Source organism: Streptomyces kebangsaanensis (assembly GCF_001906585.1).
Classification (GTDB): Bacteria; Actinomycetota; Actinomycetes; order Streptomycetales; family Streptomycetaceae; genus Streptomyces; species Streptomyces kebangsaanensis.
Genome location: NZ_JUJA01000068.1, coordinates 9,511 through 22,543, shown reverse-complemented (window position 1 = coordinate 22,543; position 13,033 = coordinate 9,511). Strand labels below are relative to the sequence as shown.

16 protein-coding genes are annotated in these 13,033 nt (G+C 70.3%); 12 read left to right on the top strand and 4 right to left on the bottom strand.

Features of this window, described 5'->3' with window-relative positions; all coding sequences use genetic code 11:
• Both RH94_RS09640 and RH94_RS09635 read right to left on the bottom strand, forming a co-directional pair.
• The coding region (locus tag RH94_RS09640) for an HAD family hydrolase (protein ID WP_143203986.1) at window positions 1-437 on the bottom strand (437 nt) is incomplete at its 3' end.
• Window positions 434-1,930, bottom strand: a complete 1,497-nt coding sequence (locus RH94_RS09635; RefSeq protein ID WP_073947204.1) for a helix-turn-helix domain-containing protein — start codon at window positions 1,928-1,930, stop codon at window positions 434-436. The genes RH94_RS09640 and RH94_RS09635, both read right to left, overlap by 4 nt.
• Window positions 1,931-2,370: 440 nt before the next feature.
• Between RH94_RS09635 and RH94_RS09630 the strand changes: the two genes are divergently transcribed.
• Window positions 2,371-2,709: an ATP-binding protein gene (locus RH94_RS09630; RefSeq protein WP_073947203.1), complete on the top strand. Its 339-nt coding sequence runs from the start codon at window positions 2,371-2,373 to the stop codon at window positions 2,707-2,709.
• Between the two features lie 50 nt (window positions 2,710-2,759).
• On the opposite strand, the gene RH94_RS09625 is transcribed toward RH94_RS09630, so the two are convergent.
• A complete protein-coding gene (locus tag RH94_RS09625; RefSeq protein ID WP_073947202.1) occupies window positions 2,760-3,245 on the bottom strand; it encodes an SAM-dependent methyltransferase in 486 nt (161 codons plus the stop codon).
• A gap of 75 nt (window positions 3,246-3,320) precedes the next feature.
• Entirely contained in the window at window positions 3,321-4,709 is a 1,389-nt protein-coding gene (locus RH94_RS09620; RefSeq protein WP_199880910.1) for a tetratricopeptide repeat protein, read from the bottom strand.
• 21 nt (window positions 4,710-4,730) lie between these two features.
• Between RH94_RS09620 and RH94_RS42895 the strand changes: the two genes are divergently transcribed.
• The 11 genes from RH94_RS42895 to RH94_RS39500 form a co-directional block, all read left to right on the top strand.
• Window positions 4,731-5,396 carry a DUF6415 family natural product biosynthesis protein gene (locus tag RH94_RS42895; RefSeq protein WP_234425656.1) on the top strand — a complete coding sequence of 222 codons (666 nt, stop codon included), beginning with the start codon at window positions 4,731-4,733 and terminating at the stop codon, window positions 5,394-5,396.
• A gap of 222 nt (window positions 5,397-5,618) precedes the next feature.
• Window positions 5,619-6,095 carry a trehalase-like domain-containing protein gene (locus tag RH94_RS09610; RefSeq protein WP_324614254.1) on the top strand — a complete coding sequence of 159 codons (477 nt, stop codon included), beginning with the start codon at window positions 5,619-5,621 and terminating at the stop codon, window positions 6,093-6,095.
• Window positions 6,095-7,453, top strand: coding sequence for an ATP-binding protein (locus tag RH94_RS09605; protein ID WP_073947200.1), 1,359 nt, complete (start codon window positions 6,095-6,097; stop codon window positions 7,451-7,453). Before RH94_RS09610 ends, RH94_RS09605 begins: the two co-directional genes overlap by 1 nt.
• 2 nt (window positions 7,454-7,455) lie before the next feature.
• The gene (locus RH94_RS09600; protein ID WP_073947199.1) at window positions 7,456-7,881 is read left to right on the top strand and encodes a roadblock/LC7 domain-containing protein; all 426 of its coding nucleotides are present in this window, start codon (window positions 7,456-7,458) and stop codon (window positions 7,879-7,881) included.
• Complete coding sequence (locus RH94_RS09595; RefSeq protein ID WP_073947198.1) at window positions 7,878-8,231, top strand: DUF742 domain-containing protein; 354 nt, start codon at window positions 7,878-7,880, stop codon at window positions 8,229-8,231. The genes RH94_RS09600 and RH94_RS09595 overlap by 4 nt, the downstream gene beginning before the upstream one ends.
• Window positions 8,209-8,829, top strand: a complete 621-nt coding sequence (locus RH94_RS09590) for a GTP-binding protein (RefSeq protein ID WP_073947197.1) — start codon at window positions 8,209-8,211, stop codon at window positions 8,827-8,829. The genes RH94_RS09595 and RH94_RS09590 overlap by 23 nt, the downstream gene beginning before the upstream one ends.
• The gene (locus RH94_RS09585; protein ID WP_073947196.1) at window positions 8,826-10,040 is read left to right on the top strand and encodes a cytochrome P450; all 1,215 of its coding nucleotides are present in this window, start codon (window positions 8,826-8,828) and stop codon (window positions 10,038-10,040) included. Before RH94_RS09590 ends, RH94_RS09585 begins: the two co-directional genes overlap by 4 nt.
• 114 nt (window positions 10,041-10,154) lie before the next feature.
• Window positions 10,155-11,387, top strand: coding sequence for a cytochrome P450 family protein (locus tag RH94_RS09580; RefSeq protein ID WP_073947195.1), 1,233 nt, complete (start codon window positions 10,155-10,157; stop codon window positions 11,385-11,387).
• A 26-nt stretch (window positions 11,388-11,413) separates the two neighbouring features.
• The gene (locus RH94_RS09575) at window positions 11,414-11,893 is read left to right on the top strand and encodes a LuxR C-terminal-related transcriptional regulator (protein ID WP_073947194.1); all 480 of its coding nucleotides are present in this window, start codon (window positions 11,414-11,416) and stop codon (window positions 11,891-11,893) included.
• Window positions 11,890-12,558 carry a hypothetical protein gene (locus RH94_RS09570; protein WP_234425655.1) on the top strand — a complete coding sequence of 223 codons (669 nt, stop codon included), beginning with the start codon at window positions 11,890-11,892 and terminating at the stop codon, window positions 12,556-12,558. Before RH94_RS09575 ends, RH94_RS09570 begins: the two co-directional genes overlap by 4 nt.
• A partial coding sequence (locus RH94_RS39500) for a DUF6624 domain-containing protein (RefSeq protein WP_199880909.1) occupies window positions 12,555-13,033 on the top strand: 479 nt, incomplete at its 3' end. The genes RH94_RS09570 and RH94_RS39500, both read left to right, overlap by 4 nt.

The following is a 13,033-nucleotide window of genomic DNA, read 5'->3' as shown; positions in this document are numbered from 1 at the left end:
TCGGAGGAGTATCCGCCGATGCCGAGGTCGAGATACTCGTCCAGGCCAAGAGCCTTGAGCTTGATCTCGGCGCTGCCCCGCAGATTGCCGGTGACGACGGTGGGAACCAGCCCGGGCTCTTGGTGCACGGCGGCAAGGGCGGCGGGTGCACCGGGCATGACCTGCCCGGTGCGAGAAAGATCGCCACGGTGACGCTCCAGTTGTGCAGGCATACGCTGCACGATGCGTTGCGCGAGTTCCTCGATCCGCTCGGGTTCCACTGCATTCGCGCACAGCAGCTCCCGGACAGCGAGGGGCATCGTCACCCCGGTTCCCCGGGCGGGCAGACGCTCGGCAGGCCGGCCCACCACCTCCTCGAAGAGTTCCCGGTAGACCAGCCGGTCGGTGTCGCCGGTGTACAGGAGGGTGCGGTCGATGTCCCAGAGAACCAGGATCATGCGGCGGCTCGCTGACGCATAACGCTTTCCCCACGATCCAGCAGGTCCCGGGCGGTTGAGGAGGCACCGTAGGAGCGCGCCTCATGGAGCATGGTGCGCAGGTGGTCGTCGAGGCGGGCGGATTGAATGCCTTCGGCGAGGGTCAGGACGTCATGGGCGGTGGCGCAGCCGGCGTCGGCGTCGCCGGCGCGCATCTGCGCGGTCGCGGCTCGGGAGAGGAACTGAGCGGTGGTTCGGGTCTCGTCCCGGCTGAGCACGTCGCGGGCCGCGGCGAAGGATTGGGCTGCCCGGGATGGCTGTCCCAGGTCGAGGTAGCAGCTTCCGGTCTGTCCGAGGATCTCCCCCGGGCTGATCCAGTACAGCCAGTGAGGATCGTCCTCGCCCCGGCCGCGGGCACAGAGTTCTTCGGCTTCGGCAAGCGCGGCCAAGGCGTGGCGCTCTTCACGGAGTCGGGCGTGGCCGCGAGCCTGGCGGGTGAGGAGCATGGCGTTCAGGGCGGGGGCGTCGTGATCGGTGATTGCCTGGCGCGCTGTACGGGCGGCGGTGATGGCGTCGCGCGGGTCGCCGGCGGAGTAACCGTGGATGGCGAGGAAACCGAGAGCGCCGGCGCGCAGGCGGGAGTCGCCCGAAGCGTGGGCTGCCCGCAGAGCGCCAAGGAAGAGGTGCTGGGCGGTGTCGTGGTCACCGCTGTCGAAGGTGTACCAGCCAGTCTGGGCTGCCGTGTCTGCGGTGACGGCAGCCAAGCGACGTCCATAACTCCCGTTGTAGGAGCCCTGCTTGAGCAGGTGCAGGAGCATCCGCAGGTGTGTCTTCGCGGTGTGGGCGAGGGTTCCGCTACCGCTGGTGGCGTCCATCTGGCGGAGTGCGTCGGTGGTGCTTTGAAGCGAATCGATCAGGGCGTCGGTGACAGTCGTGGTACCGGAAGAAGCGGCCACGGCCTCTGCGGGAGCGATGGCGGACTGCAAGACGTACTGGGTGAGTGCGGCTCCGCTCAGGGCGGTCAGCACGCGGCGGCGCTTCATGGTGGTACCTCCGATGGCCACTTCAAGTGACGTCACCATACGATCCGCCGTCCAAGGCAGTACGGCCTCTGCGGAGAGGTTATGACCGGGTTTCGGCGCATCGCCGCGTAGGGGGGTCAGCAGCAAAGGCTGCAGGTCGGAAGGCAGGCCGAGGCCGTTGAGAAGGTCGAGAAGGGTGGCGGGGCTGCCGATCTGCTTCTGACCGCGTTCGAGGCCGGAAATGAACGACTGAGGTAGCGCCGTCAGTTCGCGCACGGCCATCTGAGATAAGCCGGATCGCTTGCGTACCAGGCGCAGCAGCTCGCCGAAATCCCAAGCGGCCAGGGCCCGGTAAACGGCTTCGTCGCGCCAGGCGCGATCGGGCACTCCCGGTGCCGTTCCTGCCTTTGCGCACAGGGCGCACAGGGCGTCGGGGTTGTACTGACTCAGCTCGGTCGCACACCTCTCGCATACGCGGTTCGGCGGTCTCATGGCGCGGCCCCCTGGGTCGAACTTCCCGACGGTCCACACGATATGCGGGATCCCGTATCTCTACAGAGATATCGCCGCAGAGATCAGCACAGGTGCGTCCTGGTCCCACACTCATGCCCACTGCGCCGACCGCTCAGTCGGATGCGGTGATCACCTTGTCGCTGCAGAGAGGGGAAGGACGTGCGCGGCACCACGACGACGCGGTTTGGCCCATGCCCATCCCGTCTTCGCCACGGCAGCGAGCGGACCACCCCTCGTAGGGCGACAGCCGCCGCCCGGCCGGTCCTCCAGGCCCCCAAGAGGACGTGATGACAACGACTGCCGAACCACCGCTTCGCCCTCTCATTGCCAATGCTGACCTGTTGAGCCACACCTTTCAGATAGCTGAGCGCGGACCAGGTCAACCCCCCGTAGGCATTGACAAGTTGCGGGTCGCAGAGATGCGCAAGTTGACACGGACTCATCTGGTCGAAGAGGGCCTGTCCTGCTTCGCGGACGACGCCGTGCTCATCGTCTCCGAGCTGGTAACCAACGCGGTCCAGCACAGCCGCGGTCGAGAGGTAACCCTGACGCTCTCCCTCCGCAACGGTTGCTTGCGGATCAACGTCCACGACGGAGTCCCCAGCCATCGGCCCACTCCGTGGAAACCCTGTGACGAAGACGAGCACGGCCGTGGCTTGCTGTTGGTGCAGGCGATCGCCGGTGCCCGACGGGGCTCCTGGGGTGTCAGCGACGACGGCGCCAGTACGTGGTGCGAACTTGCATTGGCGGTGAGCTGATGACAAGCAACCTCAGGGTCGCGTGCCATCAGCACCTTCAGGTTCCGACGTCACGGGCGTTCGGTTGCATCCCTCCAGTACGTGGGGTCGAGCATCTCACCGGGCCAGGTCGGCTGACGTACGGCTCCTCGGGGGCCCATCTGCTGGAAGTACGGCGCCAGGTCGATCACGGGCGTCCCATCGACGGCATCGAGGTCGGTGACCAGGAGGTCCCGGCCGTCCACGTCGAGCAGCCGTGGGTAGCTGATCGCGAGCTGGTTCGGCCGCCGGTGATTTCGGTGGACGAACGTCCCCGTCGCCGGCCAACGCTCGTTTCCTCGGGGGCTGCGCGCGTGGAGCTGCACATCTTCGGGCCGCGCCAGGTGGAAGCGCCACGTCACCGTCAGGTGGGAGAACTCCTCGATTCCCTGGAGTGTTTCGAGTGGGTACTCGTCGTTGAGCCGAATGATCGACTTGACTCCACCTTGGTAGTCATCCTGCACATGGGTGTGTCCCCCGACGACCGTCGCGATCGGCTTGACCTCGTATATGGTCACCGCTCGTTCCTCTCCCTCGGCAGCGCTTCTGAGGCGGCGCCCTGGTGCTGGCGGCGACGCCGTCCTGGTCCGGAGTCAGCCTATGGTGCGCAGCATTTCGCGTGCCCGGCGGTCCAGCTCCGCGACGTGCCGGCCACCGCGTTGCCGTACGGGCGAAAGGTCGCGCCGCATGCGGACGATGACGTCTCGGGCACGGCCGGAGTGCACGCCGGACATCGCGTCGAGGGCCTGCGCCCAGGTGGCGCACGCCTCGTCGAGGCGGCCCTGCTGGACCTGGACCGCGCCGAGGTATCCGAGGGTCACGCTGTGGGTGCGGGTATAGAGCTGGCGCCGGCGGGTGGCGACGCTGCGCTGGAAGTGGATCTCCGCGTCGCGCGGCCGGCCGAGGTCGCGCAGGGCGCAGGCGGTCTCGTGTGCCAGCGAGGCTTCCTGGAAGAAGCCCACGCGGCTGGGGGCGTCGTCGTTGTCGGCACGGGCGAGGTCCCGTTCGGCGCGGTTGATGGCCGCCAGGGTGCCGGTGCGGTCGCCGCCTGCCGCCAGGGCTCGGGCGTGGACGATCGCGAGAAGGGCTTTCTCCCTGTAGCCGGCCCGGCCGTAGCGGTCGCGGGACATGGAGGCGTCCGCCAGGTCGAGGGCGTTGCGAGGGTGTCCGAGGTCTACGACCTGGTGCGCCAGGGCTCGGAGGATGTGGCCGCCGAGCGGCCCGTCACCTGCCTCGGCGGCGATCCGGGCCGCGAGGGTGAGGTAGCGCTGCGCGGTGCGGTGTTCCGAGGCGTCGAAGGCCATCCATCCGGCCAGGTAGGTCATTTCCGCGACGGCCGAGTAGGCGTCCCGGCGTATCCGCTCGGTGGCGAATCTGCTGCCCAGCAGTGGCACCGCCTCGTCGCGCAGGTGACCGGCGAGCGCCGAGCGGCCCGAGGCTCCACCGCGCTGCTGGTCGCGGGCGGAGAAGAACCTGGTCAGCTCCCGGATGTCGTCGATGTCGGCCGATGTGACCTGCCGGGAGGAGACTGCGGGGCGTTTGGCCGCCGCGGCGGGTGCAGCTGCCCACCACGAAGCAGCGGGCAGCGCGAGGCCGGCGGCGGAGTAGGCGGCGGTCGCCAGCATCTTGCGTCGGTGCATGTCCAGGTCGTCGCTTCCCAGCTCGGCCAGCGCGGTCAGAGGGTCGACGCTCCAGTGGGAACCGGAGTCGGGTCGCTCGGCCGGCTCCCCTTCCAGCCCGATCTCGGCCAGGGTGAGGCGGCGGCCGAGTCTGCGGGACAGCGTCTCGCAGAGGATATGGGGCGCCTGCCCGCTCGGGCGCGTGCCCTGGATCCACATGGCGATGTGCGAGCGGGAGATCGCCTGCAGTTCGCGTACCCCGCTCTCCGCAGCAACGCGGGCAACTGCGGCGGCTGCCTGGGGCTGGGACCAGCCTGCTTCCTTCAGGAGCGCGGCGAGGGCGGCGTTGCGTTCACGGGCCATGGTCTGCCCCTCGGTTCCGAAATGATCTTTGACGCCTTTGACGGCCTTGCCGGCCGTGCGGGGATTTCCCCCGACGAAGAATCACGGTTCGCTCAACGTAGTTGCTTCATCACGCACTTCGCACGCCGGCCAACCGTCAACTACGCATCTCCGTGTGCAACTTGGCTGATTCCACCTAGGAGTTCCGTCATGCCTTCCTCGTCGGCTCCGCGCCTCCCGATGGCTTCCTTCGGCGTCGCCCGGCTCCGCCTCGCGAGTTCGGTGGGCGTAATGGGGCGTGATCTCACCGTGGCGGCGGCGGAGACCGTTGCCTTGGTCCTCGACGACAACTCGTCCCTTCCCGAGACACCCGAGGACGTGGAGTGTCTCGCCGCACGCTTGCGTGGCCATATCAGCCGGCTCGGTGCCGTTGTGCCTGTTGACGACCCCGCCTTGATCAGTGCACAGCAACTCAGCTGGGCCGACCCGCCCGAGGGGTATCTGCCCAGCAGGGTTCACCTGGTCCAGCTGGCCAAGGCAACGCTCGACCTTGTCAGCGCTGCCCAGCGGATCGACCGTGCGGGGATGCCCTCAACCCCGTCGTCCGGGAAGCGGTCAAGGAGATCCGGTCGGAACACGTTGCGGGTACTGGTCTTGACGGTCGCGCTGATCACCGTGGTCCTCGCCGCTTCCTTGCCCCGAACGTGATGCCCAAGTGTCCTCTGGGGCTCGTCCCCGTTCAGGGCGTGGAGCCGCAGACATGACCGTCGCAGGCGCCGTGTTGATCACGGTGATCGTCGGAGCGATGGCCGGCCTCGTGCTCCTCGGAACACCCCAGTCCCCGGAGCCGCCCGCACCGACCGCCGAAGACGACGATGCCTCAGTTGCGTATCAGGCGGACTCGTAAGCCCCGACCGCTGAACGCCCCCAATGCACCCGCAGGCCGCCGAGGCGGCCACCCACCCCCGGAAACCCTGGGTCCTACGGAGTACAGACACGATGAATCACATCGAGCAGCACAGCCTGATCGGCGACATGCAGACAGGTGCGCATGTCGGCGACGACAGCTCACTGGACTGGTTGTGCCTGCCCCGTTTTGACTCGGCTGCCGTCTTCACGGCCCTGCCCGGCACGCAGAAGCACGGCACCGGGCGCATCGCTCCGACCTCGGACGCCGCTGTCGCCAGCCCCACTACGGCAGCCGAGCGGCGATACCGCGGTGACTCGCTCGTCCTGGAACCGGTGTGGCGCACGCTCAGGGACACGGCTCGGGTCACCGGTTTCATGCCGCCTCGCGACGGGATGGTCCGAGTGATCCGCACCGTCGAAGACGTGGCCGGTGAGGTGCCGATGACCTCCGCCCCCCGCTCGCGGCCCGGGGTTTCCACGATTCTCGCGAGGGTCTGATGACTGTGCTGATACTCGCTCTCGCCGTACTGGTTGCCGTCGCCGGTGCAACACTGGCCGCGCGCTTTCACCGCCGGGTGCGTCGGGCGGAGCAGCTGGCCGCCAGGGAGCGCGGGCACGCGGCAGAGGTCGCCCAGCAGACGCGGTTGGCGGAGCAGTTCGTCGGCTACCTCGCCGCCACGGTGGTCCCCGCCGCTTCTGCCGCGGCGCGGGCCGGACGACCGCACCAGGCCGATCTGGCGGTCCCGTCCCAACTGGCGGGCACCGCGATGGGCGACGCGGTCAATACGCTGGCCGACCAGGTCACTGCGGCCATCACCGCCACCGGGCAGTGGGCCCATGCTGCGGCCGAGGAACGGCTGGCTCAGGCGCGGCGGGAGGCCGAGGGGCGGGTCGCCCAGGTGCGGAAGGAGGCGGTCGACGTCGCCCGCGCCGCAGTGCGGGCCTTCGCCTCCAGCACGGTGGAGCGGGCCTCGAGGCTCAGCACGAGGATCAGTAGCGGTGTGCGTCGGCACGTCTCGGACGAGGCGTACGAGACGCTGGTCGAGATCGACCACCTGGCCCAGCAGATGCTGCTGACCGCGAGTGGATACGCGGTGCTGGCCGGCGACAAGCTCTCGCGGCGCCATCCCGCCACCTCCCTCTCGGACGTGGTACGCGCGGCCATGGGCCGCGTCGAGGGATACCAACGCGTGCAGCACGCCGACCTGGACACCTTCGCGGTGGAGAGCCGGGCCGTGGAGGCGGTCGTCCACACCCTGGCCATCTTGTTGGACAACGCGCTGCGCTACTCGCCTCCCAACGCCCGGGTGCACGTCTCCGTCGAGCACGGCAGCGACGCCGTGTTCCTGATCGTGGACGACGCCGGACTGCGGATGGAGGACGAGCGGCTGAGCTGGGCCCGCCGGGTGATGTCCAGTGCGGAGCGCGACGACATCACCAACCTGGGCGCCTATCCGCAGACCGGGCTGCGGGTGGCGGCCGTCCTGGCCGCCGACTACGGATACCGGGTCGAGGTGACGGCCCCCAACGTCTACGGCGGTACCCGCGCCTTCATCGTGCTGCCGCGGAATCTGCTGACCGCGCCCCCACCGCCGGTGGCGCCTGTCGCCCCTGCCCCGGTGCCGTCGGCGCCGCCACGGGAGCCGGGGCCGGCCGAGCCGCCGGCGGGCCGGGCGACCACGGCGAGCGGGCTCACCGTCCGCCGGCGGGCTGCGCACCCGGCCGCGTCCGCGCGCCCGGCATCCGCTCCGCCATCGGTGGAGCCGGGGCGGCCCGAGGTGGCCGCCGCCTGGCTGGAAGGCACCCGCCTCGGCCGTCAGAGGCCGAGCACTCACCCTGAGACCGAAGGAAACTGACCATGGACGGCCACGACAACAACCCCCTCGGCTGGCTGCTGGACGAGCATCTCGGCGGCGTGGAGGGCGTCCGGTACGCCGTGCTGATGAGCAGCGACGGGCTGTTGAAGGCACGCACGAAGACGATCGACCAGGAGGGCGGCGAGAAGTTCGCCGCGCTGACCGCCGCCATGCGCGCCGCGGCCAGGGCGTGGGACGAGTTCACCGATGGCGGCGGTGTGCGCCAGCAGATGATCGAGTGTGTCGAGAACATCGGCCTGACGACCGCGGCCGGGCGCAACACGACGCTGTCGGTGTGCACCACCGGGCCGCACGCCGACGTCGGCCTGATCAGCCGCCACATGGCGCAGCTCGCGGTGCGGGTGGGCGAGCAGCTCGGCACCGAGGAGCGCGCCTCGCGGTTGGCGGGCGGGGGACCGGCGGCATGACCGGGCCGCGGCGTGACCCGGACATCGTCAGGCCCTACGTCCGCACGGGCGGGCGGGTCCGCCCTCGCCGGGACGTGCGCCTGGAGAGTGTGGTCATCGCCGCGACCGGCCCGACGAACGAACTGGGGCCCGACGCCCGGCAGGTGATGGGGCTGTTCGCCGCGGGGCGCGGTGGGCTCGCCGTGGCGGACATCGCCGCCGCCCTGCAGATGCCGCCCTCCACCGTGCGGATCCTCGTCTCCGGCCTGATGGACACCGGTCACCTGGCCAGCCCCGCTCCCGCCGTCTCGGACCGGCCCGACACCGACCTCATGCAAAGGGTTCTCGATGGACTACGCGAACTGGTCTGACCCGCCCGTCACCTTCGTGCCCGCCACGGTGACCGAGTCCGCCAAGATCGTGGTCGCCGGCGGCTTCGGGGTGGGCAAGACGACTTTGATCAGCAGCGTGTCCGAAGTGGCCCCGCTGCGTATGGAAGAACCCATCACCATCGACAGTGTCGGCGTGGACGACCTGCGCGGGACGCCGGAGAAAACCACGACCACGGTGGGCATGGACTTCGGCCGCCTCCACCTGGCTGGCGGACGGCTCGTCCTCTACCTCTTCGGGCTGCCGGGACAGCTGCGGTTCCAGCCGCTGTGGGAGGACCTGGCCGAGGGGGCACTGGGCTGCCTGGTCCTGGCCGACACCAGGGACCTGGATGCCTGCCACGGAGCCCTGGACCTGCTGGAAGCCCAGAAGACCCCGTACGCCGTCGCGATCAACACCTTCCCCAACGCCCCGACGTATGCGGAAACCGAACTCCGCCAGGCCCTGGCACTCCATCCCGATACCCCGCTGACCACCTGCGACGCCCGCGACCGCACCTCCTCGCTCTACGCGCTCATCACCCTCACCGAGTACCTCACCGCGTCCCGCGCCGCCGCATCCCTGGAGCCCCGGCCATGACCCCCACCAGCACCGGATCCCTCACCGGGCCGGACAGAATCCCTTTGTATTCACCGGAGTTCGCCGACGATCCGCACGCCGCATACGAACGCATGCGCAAGATCCACGGTCCGCTGGTGCCTGTCGAGCTGTCCCCGGGCATCCCCGCGACCCTGGTGATCGGCTATGCCCAGGCCCGGCGCATCCTCAACGACCCGCTGCGCTTCCCCGCAGACCCGCGCGTGTGGCAGCAGCAGGTGCCGGCCTCCTGCCCGGTGCGGCCGATGATGGAATGGCGGCCCAACGCCCTGCGCAGCAGCGGTGCCGAGCACGCCCGCTACCGCTCGGCCAACACCGCCGGCCTCGACGCGATCGATCAGCACGGGCTGCGCGCGCTCGTGGAGAAGGTCGCCGACTTGGCCATCGCCGACTTCCGCACGGCCGGCCGCGCGGACCTCGTCAGCCAGTACGCGTTCCCCATCGCCTTCCGGGTCCTGAGCACTCTGCTGGGCTGTCCCGACGAGATCGGCGCCCGGATCGCCGACGGCATGGCCCGCGTCTTCAACGTCACCGACGCCGCCCGCGGCAATCAGATCCTCGACCAGGCCGTCGCCGACCTCGTCACCCTGCGCCGACACCAGCCAGCCGACGACATCACCACCCGCCTGATGGCCCACCCCGCGCACCTGGACGACCGGGAGACGGCCCACCAGCTCATCACGCTCTACGGCGCCGGAATCGAGCCCCTGACCAACCTCATCGTCAACACCTGCCGCAAGCTCCTCACCGACGAGGAGTTCTCCACCTCCCTGCACGCCGCCCAGTCCACCATCCGCGACGCCCTCGACACCGTCCTCTACACGGACCCGCCCCTAGCTAACTACTGCATCACCTACCCGCCCTACCCCGCGGACATCGACGGCACCCTGCTCCCGGCGCACCAGCCGGTCGTGATCTCCATGGCCGCCTGCAACAACGACCCCGCGCTCACCCTCGGACTGCCCACCGGTGCCATCGCCGGCAACCGTGCCCACCTGGCCTGGAGTGCCGGCCCTCACACCTGCCCGGCCCGCTCCCACGCCTACCTCATCGCCGAGACCGCCATCAGCCACCTCACCGACGCGTTCCCGGAGATGGACCTCGCCGTCCCCGCTGACGAGCTGCGCTGGCGCCCCGGCCCCTTCCACCGCGCCCTGGAAGCCCTGCCCGTCCTCGTCCCGACCACCCGCTGAAGGAGCCAAGGCGCCCCGGAGAGCCGGACGGCCACTCCTTCAGAGCCACAACTGGCAAGTCCACGTCAGCCACATCCGGCCCTCCCGGGCCGCCTAACAACTTACGGAGCCCTTGTGTCCAAGCAACCGATCCTCGTCCTCGACCCCGAGGCGTCCGACCACCACGCCGAGCACCAGGTCCTGCGGGCCCGCGGCCCGGCCACCCGGGTGGACCTCCTCGGCGTGACCGCCTGGTCGATCACCGACCCCGCCCTCCTCAAGCAGCTCCTCACCAGCCCGCGGGTCTCCAAGGACGGCCGCGCCCACTGGCCGGCCTTCGCCGACACCGTCCCCACCTGGCCCCTCGCCCTGTGGATCGCGGTGAGCAACATGTTCACCGCCTACGGCACCGATCACCGCAGGCTGCGCCGGATGGTCGCGCCGGCCTTCGGCGCCCGCCGTATCCAGGCCATGCGGCCGGCCGTGGAAGCGATCATCACCGGACTCCTCGACGACCTCGCAGCCCTGCCCGCCGAAGAGAGCGTCGACCTGCGCGAACGGCTCGCCCACCCGCTGCCGATCGCGGTGATCGGCCGGCTCATGGGCGTCCCCGAGCACCGGCGCCACAGCTTCCGCGCCGTGGTCGACGGTGTCTTCGCCACCACCCTCACCGCCGAGCAGGCCGCGGCGAACACCGCCGCCCTGTACCGGGCCCTCGACGAGCTGATCGCGGCCAAGCGCGCCCGGCCCGGCGACGACCTGACCTCCCTGCTCATCGCGGCCCGCGACGACGAGGGCGATGGCGGCGGCTTCAGCCACGAGGAACTGCGCGACACGCTCCTGCTGATGATCAGTGCCGGGTACGAGACCACCGTCAACGTCATCGACCAGGCGATCACCGCCCTGCTGACCGACCCCGAGCAGCTCGGCCACCTCCGCGCCGGCCGGGCCGACTGGAGCGACGTCGTCGAGGAGACCCTGCGGCACGAACCCGCCGTCAAGCACCTGCCCCTGCGCTACGCCCTCACCGACATCCCCCTGCCCGACGGGCAGATGATCGCCGCGGGCGAGGCGATCCTCGCCTCCTACGCCGCCGCCAACCGCCACCCCGACTGGCACGGCGAGTCCGCCGACCGCTTCGACGTCACCCGGCCCACCAAGGACCACCTGGCCTTCGGCCACGGCGTGCACTTCTGCCTCGGCGCCCCACTCGCCCGCCTCGAGGTCGCCACCGCCCTGCGCCTGCTCTTCGCACGCTTCCCCGAGATCCGCCTCGCCGTCCCCGCCGGCGCACTGCGACCGCTGCCCACCCTGATCAGCAACGGACACGTGACCCTGCCCGTCCACCTGCGGCCGGACACCCGCTGATCACCACAACACCGAGGAAGACCACCGTGACCGCCCCCGCTCCGACCACACCGCTCACGCCCGCCGAACGGCGCGTCGCCGAGCACCTCGTACGCGGCCTCGCGCCGCGCGAGATCGCCGTCGAGACCGGCCTGTCCGCCGCCACGATCCGGCAGTACATCCGCGAGATGCGGGACAAGCTCCACTGCCCGCCCCGGTGCCCGCTCCCGGTTCTCGTGCACTCCCTCCTCCTCTCGAAAGAGACCGCCCCACTCTCAACGGACAAGCCGGCGCCGGACCTCAGCCCGGACGAGCAGCGGCTGCTGCGAGCCGTCGCCGAGCAGAGCACGATCGCCGACGTCGCCCTGGCCGCGCGCATCGCCCCCGCCGACTATCGCTCCGCGCTCGATGCGCTGCTCGCCGCGACCGAGACGACCGACGCCGCCGAACTCGTCGTCCTGGCCCACGCCTGGAACCTGCTCGGAACCGGGCAGAACGCCGCGGCGCCGAACGGAGAAAGCCGATGAGCACGGCCAGAACCCCCCTCGCGCCCGACCGGCACCGCCAGGAGTCGTCCGGTACCACAGCCCTTCCCGGGTCCGCCTACGAGATGCGTTCCCTGCACACCGGCGCCGAGCGGGCGGAGGCCGCGGCTCTCGTCGAGGAACGCCTTGGCTGGCTCACCCATCGCGGCCTGCCCGTCCCCGCCCGCAGCGACGTCCCAGCCCTCTTCCGCGACCCCCGGTGCAGATCTGTGGGGCTGTTCGAGGACGACGTCCTGATCGGCTGCATGATCCTCGACGAGAGGGCCGACTACGCGCACTGGGGCGTTCACGGAGTCAGCCACCCCGCCCTGTTTCTCGGCCACGTCCACACCCTGCCCGGGCACTCGGACGACGTGATCAGGCTGATCACCTTATGGGCATCCGACTACGCCGCCCGCCGTGGCCTGCCGTACGTCCGTGCGGAGGCCCTGGCCCGGCACCACCTCAGCGTCGACCCGATCGCCCGATTCCTCGATCGCCTGAAGAACATGGGCTGGGCGATCCAGGGGACGGGCCCGGGCGCCGATGGCGAACGGAGGGTCCGTCTGGAACTCCCCGCCGAGCTGCGCCCTCGGCTCGCGCCCCTGATCGCCTGCACCGTCGCTCCCCCGCACCAAGGCCCAGCCGGCAGTGGGGGCGCCTCATGACGGCCACAGAACCGCTCCGGCCCGACCTCGCCCGCGAACTGCTGGCCCGCGCCGAGCAGGCAGCCGAACGGTGGGCACGGCGCGTCCGCAACCAGCTCGACTCCGTTCACCTCGGCCAAGGCCGGCACACCGACCACGTCAACGCCAAGATGCTCGGACGCATCCTGGCCGATCACGATTGGCCCGGCCACCGCCTCGTCGGTCCGAATGCCTCCCGTGCCGCCTGGCAGCTCGCCCTGCATGCCGACGACGTACCCGACTTCCAGCGAGTCGCCGCCCGCCTGCTGCAACGGGCTGCCCAGGCCGGTGACGCCTCCATGCAGCAGTGGGCCCACCTGCACGACCGTGCCCTGATCAACAGCGGGCAACCGCAGGAATTCGGAACCCAGTACCGCCCCGGCCCCGATGGGCTGGAGTCGTACCCCTGCCACGAGCCGGCAGACCTCGACACCCGCCGAGCAGGCGTCGGGCTTCC

What these genes read in the sequence shown, in the direction of transcription:
- RH94_RS09635 (WP_073947204.1), bottom strand. Translation starts at nt 1,930, where the DNA reads ATGAGACCGCCGAACCGCGTATGCGAGAGGTGTGCGACCGAGCTGAGT.
- RH94_RS42895 (WP_234425656.1), top strand. Translation starts at nt 4,731, where the DNA reads ATGATCTTTGACGCCTTTGACGGCCTTGCCGGCCGTGCGGGGATTTCC.
- RH94_RS09620 (WP_199880910.1), bottom strand. Translation starts at nt 4,709, where the DNA reads ATGGCCCGTGAACGCAACGCCGCCCTCGCCGCGCTCCTGAAGGAAGCA.
- RH94_RS09600 (WP_073947199.1), top strand. Translation starts at nt 7,456, where the DNA reads ATGGACGGCCACGACAACAACCCCCTCGGCTGGCTGCTGGACGAGCAT.
- RH94_RS09630 (WP_073947203.1), top strand. Translation starts at nt 2,371, where the DNA reads ATGCGCAAGTTGACACGGACTCATCTGGTCGAAGAGGGCCTGTCCTGC.
- RH94_RS09605 (WP_073947200.1), top strand. Translation starts at nt 6,095, where the DNA reads ATGACTGTGCTGATACTCGCTCTCGCCGTACTGGTTGCCGTCGCCGGT.
- RH94_RS09610 (WP_324614254.1), top strand. Translation starts at nt 5,619, where the DNA reads ATGCACCCGCAGGCCGCCGAGGCGGCCACCCACCCCCGGAAACCCTGG.
- RH94_RS09590 (WP_073947197.1), top strand. Translation starts at nt 8,209, where the DNA reads ATGGACTACGCGAACTGGTCTGACCCGCCCGTCACCTTCGTGCCCGCC.
- RH94_RS09570 (WP_234425655.1), top strand. Translation starts at nt 11,890, where the DNA reads ATGAGCACGGCCAGAACCCCCCTCGCGCCCGACCGGCACCGCCAGGAG.
- RH94_RS09585 (WP_073947196.1), top strand. Translation starts at nt 8,826, where the DNA reads ATGACCCCCACCAGCACCGGATCCCTCACCGGGCCGGACAGAATCCCT.
- RH94_RS09595 (WP_073947198.1), top strand. Translation starts at nt 7,878, where the DNA reads ATGACCGGGCCGCGGCGTGACCCGGACATCGTCAGGCCCTACGTCCGC.